We start from the raw sequence: 19,002 nt of genomic DNA on the forward strand, positions 1-19,002 counted from the left end.
GCGCCGCCACTCTCCGTGACCTGTCCTGTTGTGTACCGGGATTGCTCAGATACAGCAGCGATGATGGTCTCCGCGAACTCCTCTGACGAACCGGGATCTCTGCCTGTTATTATCGATCCGTCTCTAACAACAGGCGCATCTGTGTAGTTCACGTTCTTCTGGATCAGATATGTGCTGTCCGCACAGGTCGCGTTCCTGTTTGTCAGCAACCCTGCGCTCGCCAGTATGTTCGGAGCCAGACAGATCGCGGCCACGATCATCCCCCTGTCGTATGCGCTCCTCGCAAGGTTCACGTAATCGCTGTCCTGATGCAGCTTCAGCTCCTCAATGCCGATCCCCCCAACGAACACCACAGCTCTGTACTTTGAGATATTCACGCTTCTCACATCGACATCTACGGACACGCTCTCACCGCCCATGGAGGTGGCGGTGGTGACTCCCTTCGAGGCCACATCCACATCCAGACCGCTCCTCTCGAAGGCCTCCCTCGGGATGTTCAGCTCCCTCTCCTGGTAGTTTTTAGGGGCCACAACCATCAGGACGCTGCCGCTGAGATTTCTGGAGAACCCAGTTGCATTGCTCGGTATTTGCGAGCTAAACAGCGGAGATATGTGGTCAGTCTGAGCAGGGCCAGTCTCTTCACTGCTCTCTTCACCGGCGTATTCGGTCTCATCTTCTGTAAAATCTTCGCATGGAACGAGCACGAAGTTTCCGGCGAAGGTGAGCATACCGAGAGTGTAGCATGTTGGGCAGTACCAGTCCGGATTGTTCGGGTCCAGGCTCATTATGCTTCCCAGAGTCGTCTGATAATACTGAGATCCGGCCGGCACGCTGATTTCGAGCGAATAAACATCACCACATACAGGGCACATCCAGCATGATGTCGTGCTGGAAATCTGTCCGGATGCAGATACGATGAGAGCTGCCATGAAGGCCATACAGAGAAGAACGTGTCTCATGTGAGATCCTCCTGAGGGAGCAGCGGGATCCAAATCAGCGAAAGTTCGAACGGATTCGATCCTGTCTCCGCGCACGCCCTGTGCCAGGCGGTTCAGAGCCGCAGCCACTTCTGCACTGCAATACATGTGATGCAACTTCCTGGAGTAACAGGGCTTATGAGTTCTTTAAAGATCAAGCTACATATACTTTTTTGGATTTTGTATCTTGCTCGGGCGGTTGTGAGGTAACCGCAGAGAAACGTGCCGAAAAGGTGCGAATCATGTGGTTGAACTCTCGGGAGGCGAGGATGAATATCCTCCCAGTCAAACAGACCCTGCCTATCGGTTGCCAATCCGCTGAGCTCAAGGACGAGCCGGTGTTAGCTGTTGGGTAAGCAGGCCATTATGAAAAAAAAGCCCCATGATTCAAAGGATCCGTCACAGCAGCCTGGAGCGCCTCTAAGCAGCTCTTTTTCTCATGATGCTCTCCGCGCTCCTGAGATCCTCTGGTGTGTTGACGTTGAAGAAGCTCAGGAGATCTGGATCCACGCCCCTGAACATTTCAGCATCCACAAATCTGATATCGAGCCCTGATAGTGCGGCTGATATCCTGCCCTCTCCCCTTGTGATTGCGTCTCTGCAGGCCTCCTCGAACCGCCCCGCAAGGTAAACTGCATGCAGCCTCTCAGGAAGTGCATTCAGGAGAGGAACTGCGCCGTCACGTCCTTCAGCGAGCGAGAAGAGGCCGTCTATTATATCAGGATTTAGAAAGGGCATATCGCAGCCTGCTGCGAACGCGTATCGCCCCCGTACAGCATCCATTCCGGCCTGGAGGCCTGCGAGCGGCCCCACGCCATGCGTACGATCGATCGTCACCCTGCACCGGGAAATCACGCCCTCAAGCCGCCTCGCCTGTGCGTCATCTCTCAAGACGACAACAACCTCATCGACCGCATCGAATATTCTCTCAATCACATGCCATATCAGGGGCCTGCCGCAGAGCATGACGGATGCCTTCTCTGCGCCCATCCGTCTGCCCTCTCCGCCTGCAAGTATAACAGCAGACCTCATGACCTCCAGCCCATCTTCTCGCAGTCTCTCGAGAATGTCTGCATGAGAATGGATGCAGGGTCTTTATGAGACGCCGTCACCCTCAGAATCGTGTGCTCCCTGCTCATGGTCGCGGTTCCCGCGCTGACCTCCTTCATCACTCCTGCGATCGCATCAGCACTGATCTTCCCAAGACTCTGGAGCGCCCTTCCAGCGGCATCTCTTGTGTGCCTGTTTCCGAGGATGATGAGCGAGACGCCGCCTCTTCCGGAGATCCTGGCGTTACCGTCGATCACATCCACGATGAGATACGCTCCTGATGTCACATACACCCTTCTGCGCTTGCTGCTGGACACGGAGACCTCAGTCACCTCGCCAACAAGCACATCCCCATCACGCCAGACCTTCTCCCTGCCATCGGAGATGTATATCGTCGCAGAGAGCTCCTCAGCTCTCCTGAGCAGATCCTCATCGTCATGTATCTTTCCAGAGTACAGCTCCTCCTCAAGCGTCCTGCAATCACCGGCGAACGCTATGCTCCTCCTGTCGCCTGCGATCACAGCCTCCCTGCCGGAGAACGCGATGACCAGGCTCATGATCTCCGCCTCTCGAGCGAGAGCTCTGCAGCCATAACAGTCTGACTCATGAGCATCGCGACGGTGAGCGGTCCAACGCCTCCTGGCACCGGTGTTATGCCAGCAGCCTTCTCCTTGACGGCATCGAAATCGACGTCTCCCACCGTCTTGCCGTCCACCTTATTTATACCCACATCGAAGACGTATGCTCCATCCCTGACCATATCCGCCTTTATGAGCCTGGGGACGCCTGCAGCTACGACGAGTATCTCAGCGTCTCTGGTGTGTTCTTTCAGATCCTTCGTGTAGACGTGACAGACCTGGACTGTGGCATTTCTGTTCAGCAGCATGGCTGCGAGCGGCTTCCCCACCACATTGCTGTGACCCACGATAACAGCCTCTGCGCCCTCGATCCTCACTCCCAGACGCTCGAGCGCGTAGATTATCCCCTTTGGGGTGCATGGAACAAGACGCTCCGCGCCGAGAAGGAGAGCGCCCATGTTCTCCGGATGGAATCCATCCGCATCCTTCTCCGGATCTATCGCCATCATGGCCTTCCTCGGGTCGAGGTGTCCGGGCAGCGGCAGCTGGAGGAGTATAGCATGCACATCCTCTTTCCTGTTCAGCTCCCGGATCGTCTTTATGAGGGTGACCTCGTCTGTATCTACCGGAAGCACCACGTTCTCCGATCTTATGCCAACACGCCCGCATGCAGCGTGCTTAATTCTGAGGTACATCTGAGATGCAGGGTTATCCCCTACCAGTATCGTGGCCAGGCCCGGATTGAGGCCGAGCCTCTCGACCCTTTCCCTCACCTCTGACTCGATCTCTGACGCGAGCGCCTTTCCATCTATTATCAAGAGATCACCCCATCATCCGAGCTCAGGATAAAGCGGGAACCTCTCGCAGAGAGCCCTGACCCTGGAGCGGACCGAGTCTATGGTGGCAGGGTTTCTTATGTCCCGGATGACCTCTGTTATTAGGTCCGCTATCTCCCTCATCTCGTTCTCCTTCATGCCTCTGGTCGTGACCGCAGGCGTGCCGATCCTGATCCCGCTTGTCACGAACGGAGTCCTCGGATCGAAGGGTATCATGTTCTTGTTCAGAGCGATGCCAGCGCTCTCCAGGGCCTCGTCTGCCTCCTTTCCGGTTATGTTCTCCTTCAGAAGCTTGACGAGCATGAGGTGGTTGTCTGTGCCGCCGGACACGAGATCGAAGCCGTTCTCGATGAGCCTGCCCGCAAGAGCCGCCGCGTTTCTCACTATCTGCTCCTGATACCTCTTGAATTCGGGGGTCATCGCCTCCCTGAATGCGACGGCCTTCGCAGCTATCGTGTGCATCATCGGTCCGCCCTGTATTCCCGGAAAAACCGCCCTGTCTATCGCCTGGGCCAGCTCCTCCCTGCACATTATCACGCCGCCCCTCGGCCCGCGGAGGGTCTTGTGTGTTGTGGTCGTCACGATATCCGCATATGGAATCGGGCTCGGATGGACGCCAGCAGCGACCAGACCCGCGATGTGGGCTATGTCCGCCATCAGCAGCGCTCCGACCTCATCGGCGATCTCACGCATGGCCCTGAAATCTATGATCCTCGGATACGCAGAGGCGCCGCACACTATCATCCTGGGTTTGCATTCCCTGGCTATCTCCAGGATCTCGCTGTAGTCAAGCATCTCCGTCTTCCTGCTGACTCCGTAGGGAACCACACGGTAGAGCTTTCCCGAGAAGTTGACAGGGGATCCGTGAGAAAGGTGACCACCATGATCCAGGTTCATGCCCATTATGGTGTCCCCGGGCCTGAGTGTGGCGAAGTACGCGGCCATGTTCGCCTGCGAGCCGCTGTGCGGCTGTACATTGACGTGCTCAGCTCCGAAGAGCTTCCTGCACCTCTCCCTTGCGAGGTTCTCGGCCTCGTCCATGAATGCGCAGCCGCGGTAGTACCTCTTTCCCGGATAGCCCTCAGCGTACTTATTGGTCATCACGCAGCCCTGTGCCTCCATCACCGCAGGGCTTGTGAAGTTCTCCGCAGCGACAAGAACCAGGGTGCTTCTCTGCCGCTCCAGCTCCTTGCGTATTACCGCTGATATCTCCGGGTCGACATGATCTAAGAGGCTCAAATCGAATCACCATTATGGTTTTGATGGCCAAATACGCTATGCAGATATAAGTCTATCTAGTCTCCGGTCACAAATGGTGGTTGGGTTGAAGAATTCATGCATTACATCTGAGACTAAAGAGTGTGGCTCATATCGGCAGAGTATCACGCGTCTGATACGAGCGGTCAAATGACACAGATTCGCCAGGCGTCACGTTTCCTAGACGATACGGCTCAGTGCAGAACCGGAGCTTAGAACCGCTCCACTTACCGGATCACGAGCTCTTTCCCGAAGGAGGTCAGGTTCTCGCAGCCGTTTGCCCTGACAACAACAAGATCCTCCAGCCTGACGCCGCCGGTATCCGGGTAGTAAAGCCCGGGCTCAACGGTGACGGCATTGCCTGATCTGAGAACCCCTCCGTGCTCGCTGAGGGATGGACTCTCATGTATCGACAGCCCGACGCCATGGCCTGTTGAGTGTATGAATCCAGCATCCTCGCGCTCTGTGTATCCGAAATCATCGAATGTCCTGCACACAGCCTCGTGCACATCAGCTCCGCTCACACCATCCTTTATGCACCTCAGCCCAGCCTCCTGAGCTGCTCTCACCGCCTGATACATCTCCACGATCTCCGCTGACGGCTCGCCGCGGACGACCGTGCGGGTCATGTCCGCGAAGTACCTGCTGATCTTCGATCGCGGGAATATGTCTATGACTATCGGCATATCTGCAGGAAGCGGTCCGCTGCCCCTTGAGTGAGGATTTGAGCTCATGAGACCGCCGCAGACTATGGTGTCCAGGGTCTCGTATCCGAGCTCTGCAAGCCTGAGATCGATGGCGCCCCTCACTCTCTCAGAGGTGAGAGGCGCGCCATCTAAAACAAGAATGCAATCGGATGGTTCCGATTTTTTTATGAGATTTATTGCAACTTCCATTGCGGATTCGCATGCCCTCTGGGCATCTGCGATCGCGGATATCTCCTCTGGCGTTTTGACAGCGCGGATGTGCTCGAACGGTCTCTCCAGGAGAACAATATCGAACCGCTCAGAGAGGCCTCTGTAAATTCCCGCGGGGGCATTTGAAGGCATGCCCAATCGCGAGATCCTGCGCTCCGAGACGAACTCCTCGAGGACCTTCATGTATGCTTTCTCGACACTCCCGAGCTCCTCGATCTTTGACTTCAGGGAGTAATCGCCTGTCGTCTCCACCACATCCGCCTTTGATTCTGCTGAGGCCCTCGATCTCTCCATGCTGGATACTAGCAGATGAATCATGTCTGTGATCAGCACAGCGAACCTGTCGCTGGAAAGAAACCTCGATGCATAGTAGATATCGGCATCGCAGATGCTGTCTCCCACGAGAAGCAGCCCGTCAACCCCAAGAGCTCTGACAGCACCGACGATGGCATCTCTAGACATGTATTGCAGTTACGATGTTCTTCACAAACCCGAAAACATCCCCTGACTGCTCGACGCCCGTGCCGGTGACTATCAGATCCGCGCCCGCAGCCACGAGCTTCCTGGCGCTCTCCGCGTCGCGTATCCCGCCGCCAACAACAAGAATTGCATCGCCTATCGCATCCCTGACCGCAGAGACCATGTTCGCGGGCACGGGCGAATCTGCGCCAGAGCCTGCCTCTAAGTATATTAACCGCATCCCGAGGTACCGCCCCGCGAGGGCATACGCAGCCGCGATCTCAGGCTTTCTGCGCGGAACGAGCTTGGCATCACCGACCCATCCGACCGTACCCCCGGGCTCCACCACTATGTATCCCATGGGTATCGCCTCGAGTCCGTATCTGGAGACGATCGGTGCGCCGAGCGCCTGGTTCTCTATAAGATAATTCGTGGACCTCGAGTTCAGAAGGCTCATGAAGAAGACAGCGTCAGCGGTATCGCAAAGGCCTGCGGCACTGCTCGGAAAGAGTATCACCGGCAGATCCACAGATCTTTTTATGGCGCGCACAGTGCTGTCGAGAACGGAGCCTGTGGCACCGACAGATCCGCCGACCATAACAGCTGCTGTGCCAGCATCCGCTGCAGATCTCGCCATCTGCGCAGCACGCTCCGGATCCTGCGATGCCGGATCTATCAGGGTCAGGTGTGCAGAGCCATGCGACTCCACCGCATCCCAGAGCTCCGACTCCACAGGACCTATCTCGACCCGCTTTCTGAGCATAGACCCGTTTATCCTCTGCTCTCCTTGGACTTCATCCTGAGGCCCTTGTACCTGCATTTACGACAGCGTGTCGCCCTGACCGGGTTGCGCGCGTTGCAGCGCATGCATATCTTGACGTTCAGAACTCGATTTTCTGCCTCTGGAAATCTGGCCATGATGGTTACTCTCCCCGATGAAGGATATCATTTTGGCGCCGGGGTTGGGATTTTCATGGTGGACTCAGCGTCCGCGCCATTTTGAACCCAAGCGTCCCTGGAAGGGACAACAGGTCTCGAGCCTGCCGCGTATGGACCTCTGCCGCTGGAGCACGGCCCAGAGCTTGTCCGCTCTGCCACCCCGGCACGACTTCAAGCTGAGAGATCTGATGGTTTATATCTGTTGCCCCAGTGCATCACTCAGGAGCAGGAGGTCTCAGCTCCAAATTGAAGAAGGCGCTTCAGCAGCACCCACAGTGATGCCCCTCAATGCGCATCCATGTGAATTAGCGGATTGGTGATAATGGCGAAAAATGAAAGCTTCACCGATACCGAAAATCCGGATCAATCCGGCTTTCCGGTAATTCGCGGAGATGAGCCGACCCTCAATACCGTACACATCCATGGAATTTATGGGGGACCGGGACAGCGGGACTCAGAGCGGAATACGGATGAAATGCATCACCTACCGCCTGATAATCCTCCTCAGCCCATCTCTCCTCAGCATCACGTAAAGCGCCGCAGCGATCACAGGCACCAGCAGCATAATCGAAACATTCGGGAGATGGCGCACCCGGACCACAGTCGCCAGCTCTGTGCTGATCTCTGTGAATCCAGATGTGTAGTTCACCCTGCACACCACAGGCTGCTCTACATCCAGTCTGGGGATCTCAATCCTCTTCGATCTCCCGGGAGGTATTTCGCCGAGCTCGATTCCGGATCTCCTCAGAACCAGAGGGGATTCGATTCGCGCACTCACATTCTTCGCTGTCCTGTCGCCCAGATTTCGGATCTCCAGAGAGGATTCGCTTGGGAACATGGAGAGAACCGGACCTGATACGACCTTCGCCTCAACAGGGAAAACATCTGTGGAGTTCTCGTAAAGGAAATACACCTCCGGAGACGCCCCTCCGGACTTCTCAACGCCGGAGAGCCACATGTAGCTCAGCATGATATCCACCGGATAGACGCCGATATCCTCGCTCGCGAGTGCATCAATCTCCACTGTCATCTCAGACCCGGAACGCAGAGAGCCAAGATGCAGCGGCTCGCTCAGAACCCTCAGCCTGTCATCGTGGCTGACCGCCCTCAATACCAGGCATAAAGCATCCGAGCTGTTGAATGTGTAGAGCGTCTCCTCCGTGGCATTCGTCTGAGCATTCCTGATGCTAAGAACCATGCTGCAGATCCTTCCGGCGTCAAGCTCTGAGCTCACGCTCTCCACTGCGAGGTCAGGCCTCGCAAATGCTGTGAGAGATACGAGCAGAACAACCAGAATCAGGATGAATGTTCTCATCAGACACGTCCACTCCCTTTGAAGCTCTGGATCTTGTGGTGATCTAGCGAGCAGGACCGCGGCGTGAGCCCATAAAGCTCTCCATTGCATCCACAATCCTCCGGCTCGCATCTCCGTCTCCGAAAACGTGGGTCTGCGAGCGGGTCGGTACAAATCCCCTTGCATGCCTCACTATGCTCTCCCTGGAGGCTCCGGCGAGGACGTTCCAGCCATCGTCCACGGTCTCCACCCACTCGGTGCGATCTCTGAGCGTAACACATGGCACTCTGAGTATATACGCCTCCTTCTGCACACCACCCGAGTCTGTGAGTATCCTCAGCGCGTTCCTCTCGAGCTGGAGCATATCCAGATATCCCACCGGTTTTATCACCTTTATGCTCTCCCTCAGCGGATCCCAGAGACCGAGATCCCTGAGCCTTCTCTCAGTTCTGGGATGACAGGGAAATACCAGGCAGCTTCCGATGTCCTTGAACGCCCCGATGATCTCCCTGAGCCTCATCTCATCATCGGTGTTCTCCGCACGGTGGAGCGTAGCCAGGATGTACTCCTTGGGCCTGAGTTCCAGCCTCTCAAGAACCGTCGAGCGCTTTGATACGTCCATGCAGAGGTTCATCGCATCAACCATAACATCTCCTGTCAGGTACACGCCATCAACAATCCCCTCACGCCGGAGGTTATCCACAGCAGTCCTTGTGGGGCAGCTAAGGATGTCGGAGCAGTGGTCGACGAGCACGCGGTTGATCTCCTCCGGCATCCTGCGATCGTATGAGCGGAGTCCAGCCTCCACATGAACCAGGGTGATGTGAAGCTTTGCAGCAGCCAGCGCTCCAGCAAGCGTTGTGTTCGTATCCCCAAAGACCACAACCGCATCTGGATCCTCCCTCACTAGAACATCCTCGATGCGGGCCAGCATCTCGCCAGTCTGCCTGCCGTGGCTGCCGGACCCCACTCCAAGATGGTGGTCCGGCTCAGGGATCCCGATCTCGTCGAAGAATATCCTGTCCATCTCGTAGTCGTAGTGCTGGCCTGTGTGAACTATCACCTCATGAAATCTCTCCCTCAGAGCCCTGGAAAGGGGCGCGAGCTTTACAAAATTCGGTCTCGCCCCGACAACAGATGCTACCTTCATTCCTGTACCTCTCACCTCATGAGACCATCCATGCATCTATATCTGTCGATGCACATCCTGCTGGAGATCCTCCACATGCTACCCAAAAGTGTGCATCCTGGCTGTTCTCTCAAAAGCTTTAAGTGGTGTAAGCTCCAAAACAGAGCCTGGGATGCTCTGTGAACGGGAAAAGAACTAGGATCATTAACGATCCATCTGATCTGGTCCCTCTGCTTCAGGTTTTTGGCTCTGAATCTCACAAAAGGGTTTTCGATAAGCTCTGTGATCAGTGGCTCACTGAGAGGGAGCTTGTTGAGATCTTCGGAGACAACGAGAGCGTCAGCCAGTCCATAGAGCTTCTCCGGAAGAGCGGCCTGATAGAGACGAAGTGGAGGGTGCCGGAGCCTGGGAAGAGCCCTGAGAAGGAGTATCACTCGGCATTCTCGAGGGTGCAGGCTAACTTTTTCTCGTCCATGGAGGATCTCAGCGATCTCATCAGGGTAACATTCATGTCTGATGAGGAGCTCAGGGACATAACAGAAAAGCTCAGGGAGAAGGTCCGTTCAGGCGTGACGTCGATATCAACGCTCTCGCGGGATCTCGGAAAGAGTCAGGTGTACCTGAAAGCAGCTGCCAAACGTGCAAAGGGGCTGACGGTGAGAGGTCAGAGGATAGAGCTCTCTGAGGAATGATCCCAGACGCAGGTCTTTCATCTGGAGATGAATTCAGATGCCAAATGTTCTCCAGTCCAGACGGGACAGCTCCAGGTTCCAGATACTTGTGGAGATCGCGGCACATCAGCCGAACGTCAGGCAGAAGGAGGTGGCCGACAAGCTCGGCGTGACACCGCAGGCTGTCTCTGAGTACATAAAGGAGCTCGTCGCAGACGGCCTCGTCGAGACAGACGGCAGGATGCGCTACAGGATAACGAAGAGAGGAGTTGAGTGGCTCCTGGAGAGCGCAGCTGAGCTCAAGCGCTATGCCAGGGTCGTGATGGAGGAGATCATCAACCACGTCTCTGTATGGCCTGCGATCGCGAGGGACGATATCTCAGAGGGGGAGCGTGTGACCCTTGTGATGGAGGATGGTCTCCTGTACGCCACACATTATCGCCCCAATATTGAAGCCAGCGGCATAGCGATCTCCGATGCTTCCAGGGGAGAGGATGTCGGGGTCTCTGATCTGAGAGGTCTAATAAGCCTCGAGGAGGGCAGGATAAAGATCTGCAAGGTTCCAAGGGTTCAGCTTGGCGGAAGCAGGCGTGTCGATCTCAAGACTCTCGCTGGGTTGATCCCAGAGAAGGGTCTTGTGGGGGCGCTGGGGATAGAGGCTCTCATATCCCTGAGAAAGGTCGGAAGGGAGCCGGATGTCTTCTTCGGCTCGAAGGAGGCGGTGGTCGAGGCCGCCTACCATGGAGTCTCCTCAGTAATAGTGAGCGTCGATGAGCAGATCCCGGGGATCCTGAACAGGCTGGAGTCAGAAGGTATTAAGTATGAGCTCGTCGACCTCACCCTGACAGGATGAGCTTGAACGTTCTGGTGCAGGCTGAAAAATCCAGGATTCTTCTGCTGCCAATAAAGGATGACAGGGTTGTCTTCGAGGGGTATCTGCGCATAAAGGATACCCCGAGCGGACCGAGACCATACAAGTTTCTTGTGAAGAAAGATACCGAGAGGTATCTCCCCCCAGACGATTCTGTGAAGCTGCTCCGGAAGGCGAGGGGCATCTTTGTGGTCGATGGAGACGGACCCCTGGAGCAGAGGTTCGTCGAGCTTCTGAATGCATACCAGCTCAAGCACCGCAGGGTCTCTGTATGCCAGCACTGTCTTGGAAGAAGAAGGGTCACGCTTCTCGGAGAGGACTCTGTGAGTTACAGGGGCTCCAGAATATGCTACAGATGCGCGGTCGATGAGATAAACCGGGAGGCTGAGTTCCGGGGGATCGGGAGATCCGGGAGAAGGTATCTTGCGGGAATACTTGCGAGGAGGCGGGACCTGGATGAGGTTATGGATCTTCTCAACCTCCAGAGGATAGACCCGGACCTCACGCGGTTCGATGTCATACCCGCCTCTGAGGAGGTCGCATCTCTGAGCCTTGATGAGATCCAGATCCCCGCAGAGCTCAGGGATCATCTGAAGAGACGGCTCAGCAATCTGCTGCCCGTCCAGGCGATGGCTGTGAGAAGGGGGCTCCTCGAGGGAAGAAGCCTTCTTGTTGTATCGGCGACAGCTACAGGAAAGAGCCTGATCGGGGAGATCGCTGGCATCAGGAACCTGATCGAGGGAAGGGGAAAGCTCCTTTTTCTCGTCCCGCTGGTCGCCCTGGCCAACCAGAAGTTCGAGCAGCTCTCCGGTTATTCTGAGCTGGGGTTCAGGACATCAATAAAGGTGGGCGTGAGCCGCATACGTCTTGGAAGGAATTTCAGCCTGCCGACGGATCTTGACGCAGATATCATCGTCGGAACATATGAGGGCATCGACCAGGTTCTCCGGAGCGGCAGGAGCCTTGGCAGGATAGGGACGGTGGTCATAGACGAGGTCCACATGCTCGAGGATCCCGAGCGCGGCCACAGGCTCGCAGGAATGATCGCAAGGCTCAGGTTCGTCGCTCCCCGGGCGCAGTTCATCTACCTCTCAGCGACCGTCGGAAATCCGGCAGCTCTCGCAAAGAGGCTCGGCGCGGAGCTGGTCGAGTACGAGATAAGGCCCGTGCCCATAGAGAGGCACCTGATCTTCACGTCGCCAGTGGATAAGCTGCATCTGATAAGAAAACTTGTGGGCGCCGGGGCGTCTGTGAGGTCTTCAACGGGATACAAAGGGCAGACGATAATATTCACGAACTCCAGGAAGAAGTGCTTCTCGCTCGCACAGTCGATTCCAGGAGCCGTCGCGTATCATGCGGGTCTTCAGTACCATGAGCGGAAGAGGATTGAGGAGCTCTTCGCTCAGGGGAAGATCAATGCGGTCGTCACGACATCTGCGCTGGCAGCAGGTGTGGATTTTCCTGCATCCCAGGTGATATTCGAGACGCTTGCTATGGGCATCGAATGGCTCACCGTCCATGAGTTCAACCAGATGCTGGGCAGGGCAGGCAGGCCCGGGTACCATGACAGGGGTCTCGTGTACATACTCGCAGAGCCCGGGAGGCATTACAGCGGAACCGAGAGCGAGGATGAGGTCGCCCTGAGGCTTCTCAGCAGCTCTGTTGAGGACGTCTCCCCAAATTACGAGGAGCAGCAGCAGCTCGAGGAGGTTCTCGCAAACACAGCTGTCGCCAGGTCCATGGACGAGCTGAGGGAGCTGCACAGGCTCACGATCGGTCTCGACGATCTCTATAGATCCCTAGATCTCCTTCGCGAGAGGGATCTCGTGAGGGGCATATCCCCAACAAGGCTCGGCAGGGTGGTGGCAGCGCACTTCCTGAGCCCGGAGCAGGCGGATCTTGTTGTAAAAGGCATGGAAGCAGGAAAATCCCCTCTGGAGATCTCTGTCGATCTCGAGCAGTTCGATGCCCTCTTCCTTAGGGCGGCAGACCAGATATCATTCAGGATAAGAATGCCTGTGGCCCAGAGGGTCTTCCAGGGATCGTTCTTCGATCTGATCTCCAGCCCGGATCTCCTCAGGCTCGACCGGAGCATACAGGAGGAGTGCCTCAGGTTCGCGAGGGATTTCATGCGATGCAACTGCAGGGAGGCGCCGTACTGCGGATGTGTGGAGCGGGCAGTCTCGATGAGGATTCTGGAGATGAGATCTGAAGGAAAGGATCCGAAGGAGATCCTGGACGCCTTAAGCGACGATTACGGGATCTACGGATACGAGGGGGATCTGATAAACTACCTGGACCAGATCGTCAGGTACCTGGAGGCCATAGAGTCGATGGCCAGAGTCCTGGGGAGATCGGAGATTGCAGAGGAGGCTGCCAGATCGAAGAGGCGAATCGAGGAGGGGAGTGCGGAAGGGTGAGAGAGAAGAAACGGCAACCATGGCCTTCAGAAAAGCGGGCAGAGCTACATAGTGAATGAAGGTAAAAAATGGTGGGGCGGTGCCCCGCAGCCTGAATCTCCTTACGACAGACCGGCGCCCATGCCTATTCCTGGCGGTATTATGCTGGCAGGCGATGAGAAGATCTCCTCCTTCTTCTCGGTCACATCGAAGAACTTCCTCGTGCTCAGCTGTGTCGGCTTTGTTGCTGTGGTCTGCTCCGTCTCTGTCACATTCGTCTGAGCAGCCGGCGCAGGCGGTGCAGCCTCAGCGATGACCGCAGGCGTGTATACAGATGTGTCCGGATTTATCCACATCGCCGTGAACTTTCCGTTATCTACAGGACCCGTCGGGCTGTACACGCTGTAGGTGCCTGTAATGGTATCCTCTGAATAGCTGCCCTTCAGCACGATGGGCACCAGAGTCCTGCCCTTCAGCGCTGTCATAACAAGATCCACGCTGCTGCCGTTCACGGTTCCAACAACAACGCCGTTCCACGGCTCAGCGCCCTCGTACTTTGCAGAGCCGAAGAGCTCAGACCCGCTCTGGTTCAGCGCCATTGTTATCTGCTCCCCGCTGCTCAGGCTCAGGGACCAGATGTACTGGAGGCTCAGCGGAGCCGCCTCAGCAGTCACATTCGATGTCGCATTCGCATCCAGTGTCACATTATCCATGCTCATGGTGGCATTCCCCGCCTCCACGGCCTGATCCTCGCACATCCCAGCACCGATGATGAGCGCGAACAGCACGCCTATTGATAGAAACCTCATCAGCAAGATACAACCTCCTCGAATTCGTCACTTGCCTATGTCCATGGCAGAGGGATCTGATCGCATAATAAGCTTTTCGTCGTAGATCGGGTAGGGAAAATGACGGAATCATCAGAGTGCTCGTGAGATCGATTCGTCTTTAGTCGAAATTGAGCCTGCCGGGGTATCCCGCCTGTGTCACCGGGGATCTGCAGCGGCTCTGGATGCTCCTGGCGACCTGAGCATGTGTGATCTCATCTACAGCCTGAAGACTGGAGTTTGCGCCCTGCTGCTCTCTATCATGATGCAGAGTGGCTGCTTTATATCCCAGTACCTTCAACAGAAAGTACTGCCACTTTCGTGGCCCGTTAGGGTGCACGCCCCAAAAGTGGTGTCGGAAATGATTGACATGCTCAGAGAAAGAGAGATCAAGAAGGCCGTGAGGGATGGGTACTCACGGATCGCGAAACAGGCATCGTGCTGCTCGAGCTCCTGCTGTGGAACAGGATCCGCAGCGGAGATAAGCAGGAGGATCGGATACACGGATGAGGAGATGCTCGCTGCGCCGCAGGAATCGAACCTGGGCCTCGGATGCGGGAACCCTGTGGCCATAGCCTCCCTGAAGAGGGGCGAATACGTGCTCGATATGGGCTCAGGTGCTGGCTTCGACTGTTTCCTGGCGGCAAGAGCCGTTGGTCCCGAGGGAATGGTCATAGGGGTGGACATGACCAGCGAGATGGTGGAAAGGGCAAGGGAAAACGCGCGGAAGGGCGGATACAGGAACGTGGACTTCAGGCAGGGAGAGCTGGAGAACCTGCCGGTCGCTGATGAATACGTCGATGTCGTCATATCCAACTGCGTGATAAACCTTGTTCCGGATAAGCGCAGAGCCTTCAGGGAGGCCTTCAGGGTCCTGAAGCCGGGAGGCAGGATGGTTGTATCAGATGTTGTGCTTAAAAAAGAGATTCCGGAGACGGTGAGAAGATCCAGGGAGGCCTACATAGGATGCCTCGCAGGCGCGGTGACTGTGGAGGAGTACATCGATGCGATACGATCTGCCGGATTTGAGGATGTATCGATCCTCGGGGAGTCTCCATTCCCGGTCGAGTGCCTGCCTGCTGGCACCAGCAGCGCCGATCTCTCAGAGTCGGTGTGCAGCCTGAAGATATCCGCAAGAAAACCAGTTTGATGCGGCCACGGGATGCGTCGCCACATGGCGGGCGTGCTGGAATGTCTGAGATCGTGAAAAGCACCATCCTGTGGCCGGGCTCATCCAGCGGATGCATCCGCTGCTCTCATTCCTCCTGGACGAACTGCACGCCGACGCGGCGCATCTTGTTCAGGCGCGCGATGTTGAGCAGAAGCGGCGTGAGCCCCTCGACCTGATGCGATACGCTCAGCGGGCCGGCATCAAGCGGCCTCAGATCGCGAATCCTTCTGCACATCTCTGCCACAACATCCTTCGCATCTTTATCATCACCGCATATCGGCACATCGAACCGGAGGATCTTCTCAGCGTCCATGAGAGACTTGGCCGGTATAGTGTGAAACGCAGAGACGACCCTCACGCTCTCCGGCAGTGATCTCTTTACAAGAAACGCTGCACATCCCTCTGGAGGCGGCCTGTACTCGAAGTGGTTCGTGCGTGCCATGGGTACCACAGGCGATATCACGATCTGGTCCGAATAACAATCCCTGAGTTCAGATGTCACCATGCTCAGGCTCTCTGGAGGAACACAGAGAACGACGACGTCTGCATCCCTGATTGCGTTTGCGTTATCTGCTCCATGCATCGCCGTTTCGATTCCCAGAGATCGCATGTATTTGCTGAGCTCTGCCGCGCTCTCCTGGGCCCGCTCCGCCTTTCTGGACCCGATGATCACATCATAATGCGGGGCCCAGCGAACCGCAAACCCATTACCGATATCCCCTGTACCACCAACTAGAGCAACCCTCATGGGCTAGAGGCTGCATATACATGATATTTATTCTTTTCTGAAAAAGAAAGTTGGTATTAATGATGATAGTAGGGTGGCAGGCAAAGGATGATAGTAGCAAAATACAATAGTAGTATAAATATTAGTGCATAATGATTGTTCTCAGAATCCACGACGCCACCGCGTATACTGCCATGCCCAGTGCTATCGACAGCCAGACGCCGAGGCGTTCAAAGGTGAACAGCACGGTCAGGACATAGGCAATCCAGGCAGGCGTGAAAAGCAGAAGGCCTCTCGCATACTCACAGAGATCAGCGCTGCTCCCCTCCATGGATATCAGTATGAATGTGAGGGCTGTGAGCACGGGAAACGTGGCGATGAAGGCTGAGAGCGTCCCGCGGCCTGAGCTGCCGAGATGAACGACGAGCGCTGTGATGGCCCCACCAAGCACGAAGTAGATCAGCAGACGCATGTGACCTCTTTAAGAAGAAGGGATGGCACGAGATGCGAAAGGGAGTAGCAATGAAGGGGGTAATTAAACGCGACCTCGTGCCACATGTACATATGCCTGCAATGCTCTCGAAGCATTACAGTTATCATTATCATATACCTTCTTCCTTATTAACTTTTAGGTTCTCAATTATGGGCTGAAGATCTTCCTGCCAGATTTCGTGTTTTCCGGATTGGATCCGGTCGATTGCCAGGAAAGATCTGGTGCTGGATTCTCAAACATCCCATCAGGCGAGCAGAGAAACCAGATCCCTCAAAGTAGCATCGGTCTTTATACCAACTCCCGTGAAGTGCGTCCTGGAAGCCCTGTAGCCATGCTCCAGCAGATCTGATATGACGGATTCGACCTTCGACGGTGTGATTCTCAGCCTCCTGCAGATCTTATGATGATCGTAGTAAAACGGCACATCAACCTCCTCAGAGCATAGTAATACTAATCTGTGGGCCCTGCTCTCAGGATCGAGTCTGTTCAGAGCTGCTTTTAGGGTATCCTTATTGTGAAGCGGGCCAAGCCAGAGAGGCCCTGCAGTGCAGGTCCTTCCTCCACAGAAGCTGCACGTGCCAGAGGATGTGCAGCCCATTCCCATCCTCAAACTCCAGCCTCCGCAACCGAAGCAGTGCTCGACGTATCCCATGGACTCTAGTGCCTCATCAGCCTCGCGCGCGCCCTTCTTTATTCGCAGATGCAGGCGAACGTAGTGCTCCGTGGCGTATGATAGCAGAGGTATCCCCCGTCTGTCAGCCCTCGCCAGCTCTCTTATCACAGCTCCCATCAGGATCCGCACGCCCATCTCCCTGTGGTACTCTGTGTTCAGAGGGACCGCGAGATACTTCCTGATGCCGCTCCGGAGATGCGCCCCGCAGAGTGGAGCGGTATCCGTGGCCGTTATGAACAGATACGATCTCGCGGAGGATGCTGCAGGAGCCAGAAACTGCGCGGGGGAGCCGAATGGATCGAGATCGATCGCCTCGAACCGTCTCCTGCTCATGATAGCACTGGCGCTCTCGCAGGTCACCTCGCAGTCTGAGATATCATTCAGAGCAAGGTTCTCCCGGATGCGCTGGCATGCTGAAGGGCTGATGTCGTTCATCACAACCCGCTCGACGCCCGCCTCCTTTCTTACCCTGATGCCGCGTATGCCGCTGGCAGAGAACGCATCCAGGTACTCCTTTATTCCGAGCTCTGAGGCCATCGCGACGCAGATATCTCTGTTGGTTCTCATTCTGGGATTGTAGAAGACCCCGTCTGTGTCCACCCTGACCGAGCCCTCCACTGCGATCATTGAGTGGCCTCGCGTTTAGAATATGTCGCCGTGTATGATCGTCAGCCTTCTCTTCAGGTTTGCCACGGTCTCGATCAGCTCCCTTGGGACATCCCTCTTCGTCTTGGGCCGATCCGGAAGGGAGAGCGGGGGTCGCCCTATCATTTTCATTATCGCATCGACCCACCACTTCGGGAGCTCCTCCGGCATCTCCTGTCCCCGCAGGGTCTGGAATGCAAGCGTCCATGCGAGCGGCACAACCTCCAGGTTGTAGCCGCCACCGCCCAGTGCGAGCATCCTCCCATTCGCGTACTCATCTGTGAGCTCCTTTATCCTGCGAACGAGATAGCCGTAGCCTTCAAGCGTGAGATCGAGGCTCGCAAGGGGATCGGCATAGTGCGTATCGACGCCGAGCTGCGCGACAACCGCGTCAGGCCTGAACCATCTGAACAGCGCTGGGATGACGGACTCGAAGGCGTACCTGTAGCACTCATCCTCCGCATTCATCGGCATCGGTATGTTCGCTGAGTAGCCGTATCCTTCACCGCTTCCGATCTCGTCCACGAATCCTGTTCCTGGGAAGAGGTACTTTCCGGACTCATGAATGGATATCGTCAGTACTGACGGATCCTCGTAGAAGATGTACTGCACGCCATCGCCATGATGAGCATCGATATCTATGTATAGAACCCTCTTGAAGCGCTTCCTAAGTGCGCGAATTCCGAGGGCGCAATCGTTGAACACGCAGAATCCAGACGCTCTCGCAGGGAATGCGTGATGGAGACCGCCGGCGAGGTTGAATGCCACACATGGCTCTGAAGCAACACGCTTTGCGGCCTCGATGCTGGCTCCGGCGATCAGCGCGCTGGCGTCGTAAATTCCTGGAAAAATCGGGGTGTCAGGCTCGTCCAGGCCGAGAGCCGGATCCGGCCTCTCATCCTTCACCGCCTGGATGTACCCTGGATCGTGGACCATGAGGAGGTCGCTCTCGCTCGCGTAGTACGGCTCCTGAACTTCTGTATCGTATCCGAGAAAGAACCCGTACTCCTCGATCATCCTGTAGGTGAGCATGATCCGCGCTGGCTGCAGCGGGTGTTCTGGGCCGAAGCTGTAGCCCATGAACATATC

General features: G+C 56.1%; 18 protein-coding genes, 1 tRNA gene and 1 pseudogene. 4 read left to right on the forward strand and 16 right to left on the reverse strand.

Annotated elements, in window-relative coordinates:
* Positions 1–68: 68 nt before the first annotated feature.
* The 11 genes and pseudogenes from QFX31_RS03170 to wecB form a co-directional block, all read right to left on the reverse strand.
* Positions 69–1,085: pseudogene (locus QFX31_RS03170) on the reverse strand (DJ-1/PfpI family protein); the annotation flags it as partial.
* 312 nt (positions 1,086–1,397) lie between these two features.
* A complete protein-coding gene (locus QFX31_RS03175) occupies positions 1,398–2,009 on the reverse strand; it encodes a molybdenum cofactor guanylyltransferase (RefSeq protein ID WP_348530691.1) in 612 nt (203 codons plus the stop codon).
* Complete coding sequence (locus QFX31_RS03180) at positions 2,006–2,584, reverse strand: DUF2121 domain-containing protein (protein WP_348530692.1); 579 nt, start codon at positions 2,582–2,584, stop codon at positions 2,006–2,008. Before QFX31_RS03180 ends, QFX31_RS03175 begins: the two co-directional genes overlap by 4 nt.
* Positions 2,581–3,423, reverse strand: a complete 843-nt coding sequence (locus QFX31_RS03185; RefSeq protein WP_348530693.1) for a tetrahydrofolate dehydrogenase/cyclohydrolase catalytic domain-containing protein — start codon at positions 3,421–3,423, stop codon at positions 2,581–2,583. Before QFX31_RS03185 ends, QFX31_RS03180 begins: the two co-directional genes overlap by 4 nt.
* A gap of 12 nt (positions 3,424–3,435) precedes the next feature.
* Positions 3,436–4,680 carry a serine hydroxymethyltransferase gene (gene glyA / locus QFX31_RS03190; protein ID WP_348530694.1) on the reverse strand — a complete coding sequence of 415 codons (1,245 nt, stop codon included), beginning with the start codon at positions 4,678–4,680 and terminating at the stop codon, positions 3,436–3,438.
* A 245-nt stretch (positions 4,681–4,925) separates the two neighbouring features.
* Positions 4,926–6,077, reverse strand: coding sequence for a Xaa-Pro peptidase family protein (locus QFX31_RS03195; protein WP_348530695.1), 1,152 nt, complete (start codon positions 6,075–6,077; stop codon positions 4,926–4,928).
* Positions 6,070–6,837, reverse strand: coding sequence for a geranylgeranylglyceryl/heptaprenylglyceryl phosphate synthase (locus QFX31_RS03200; RefSeq protein ID WP_348530696.1), 768 nt, complete (start codon positions 6,835–6,837; stop codon positions 6,070–6,072). Before QFX31_RS03200 ends, QFX31_RS03195 begins: the two co-directional genes overlap by 8 nt.
* 8 nt (positions 6,838–6,845) lie before the next feature.
* Positions 6,846–6,992: a 50S ribosomal protein L40e gene (locus tag QFX31_RS03205; RefSeq protein ID WP_296608974.1), complete on the reverse strand. Its 147-nt coding sequence runs from the start codon at positions 6,990–6,992 to the stop codon at positions 6,846–6,848.
* 33 nt (positions 6,993–7,025) lie between these two features.
* Positions 7,026–7,178 (reverse strand) — tRNA-Ser (locus tag QFX31_RS03210).
* A gap of 319 nt (positions 7,179–7,497) precedes the next feature.
* Entirely contained in the window at positions 7,498–8,328 is an 831-nt protein-coding gene (locus QFX31_RS03215; protein ID WP_348530697.1) for a hypothetical protein, read from the reverse strand.
* Positions 8,329–8,371: 43 nt separating this feature from the next.
* The gene (gene wecB, locus QFX31_RS03220) at positions 8,372–9,457 is read right to left on the reverse strand and encodes a UDP-N-acetylglucosamine 2-epimerase (non-hydrolyzing) (RefSeq protein ID WP_348530698.1); all 1,086 of its coding nucleotides are present in this window, start codon (positions 9,455–9,457) and stop codon (positions 8,372–8,374) included.
* A 158-nt stretch (positions 9,458–9,615) separates the two neighbouring features.
* Between wecB and QFX31_RS03225 the strand changes: the two genes are divergently transcribed.
* From QFX31_RS03225 to QFX31_RS03235, 3 genes are read left to right on the forward strand one after another with little or no spacing between them, the layout of a single operon-like run.
* The gene (locus QFX31_RS03225; RefSeq protein WP_348530699.1) at positions 9,616–10,128 is read left to right on the forward strand and encodes an ArsR family transcriptional regulator; all 513 of its coding nucleotides are present in this window, start codon (positions 9,616–9,618) and stop codon (positions 10,126–10,128) included.
* Between the two features lie 37 nt (positions 10,129–10,165).
* The gene (locus QFX31_RS03230; protein WP_348530700.1) at positions 10,166–10,960 is read left to right on the forward strand and encodes a MarR family transcriptional regulator; all 795 of its coding nucleotides are present in this window, start codon (positions 10,166–10,168) and stop codon (positions 10,958–10,960) included.
* Positions 10,957–13,398 (forward strand): DUF5814 domain-containing protein, encoded by a 2,442-nt coding sequence (locus tag QFX31_RS03235; RefSeq protein ID WP_348530701.1) that lies wholly within the window; start codon positions 10,957–10,959, stop codon positions 13,396–13,398. The genes QFX31_RS03230 and QFX31_RS03235 overlap by 4 nt, the downstream gene beginning before the upstream one ends.
* Positions 13,399–13,499: 101 nt before the next feature.
* Here QFX31_RS03235 and QFX31_RS03240 read toward each other — a convergent pair whose 3' ends face one another.
* A complete protein-coding gene (locus tag QFX31_RS03240; RefSeq protein ID WP_348530702.1) occupies positions 13,500–14,186 on the reverse strand; it encodes a hypothetical protein in 687 nt (228 codons plus the stop codon).
* A gap of 379 nt (positions 14,187–14,565) precedes the next feature.
* On the opposite strand from QFX31_RS03240, the gene arsM reads away from it, so the two are divergent.
* Complete coding sequence (gene arsM, locus QFX31_RS03245) at positions 14,566–15,354, forward strand: arsenite methyltransferase (protein WP_348530704.1); 789 nt, start codon at positions 14,566–14,568, stop codon at positions 15,352–15,354.
* Positions 15,355–15,460: 106 nt separating this feature from the next.
* On the opposite strand, the gene npdG is transcribed toward arsM, so the two are convergent.
* The 4 genes from npdG to QFX31_RS03265 form a co-directional block, all read right to left on the reverse strand.
* Positions 15,461–16,123 carry an NADPH-dependent F420 reductase gene (gene npdG, locus QFX31_RS03250; RefSeq protein ID WP_348530705.1) on the reverse strand — a complete coding sequence of 221 codons (663 nt, stop codon included), beginning with the start codon at positions 16,121–16,123 and terminating at the stop codon, positions 15,461–15,463.
* Between the two features lie 121 nt (positions 16,124–16,244).
* Positions 16,245–16,574 carry a DUF3147 domain-containing protein gene (locus QFX31_RS03255; RefSeq protein ID WP_348530706.1) on the reverse strand — a complete coding sequence of 110 codons (330 nt, stop codon included), beginning with the start codon at positions 16,572–16,574 and terminating at the stop codon, positions 16,245–16,247.
* 265 nt (positions 16,575–16,839) lie between these two features.
* Entirely contained in the window at positions 16,840–17,895 is a 1,056-nt protein-coding gene (locus QFX31_RS03260) for a tRNA (guanine(10)-N(2))-dimethyltransferase (RefSeq protein ID WP_348530707.1), read from the reverse strand.
* Between the two features lie 15 nt (positions 17,896–17,910).
* Complete coding sequence (locus tag QFX31_RS03265) at positions 17,911–18,999, reverse strand: acetoin utilization protein AcuC (protein ID WP_348530708.1); 1,089 nt, start codon at positions 18,997–18,999, stop codon at positions 17,911–17,913.
* Positions 19,000–19,002 lie beyond the last annotated feature (3 nt).

Origin of the sequence: Methanothrix sp. (assembly GCF_030055635.1) — an archaeon.
Lineage (GTDB): Archaea > Halobacteriota > Methanosarcinia > Methanotrichales > Methanotrichaceae > Methanothrix_B.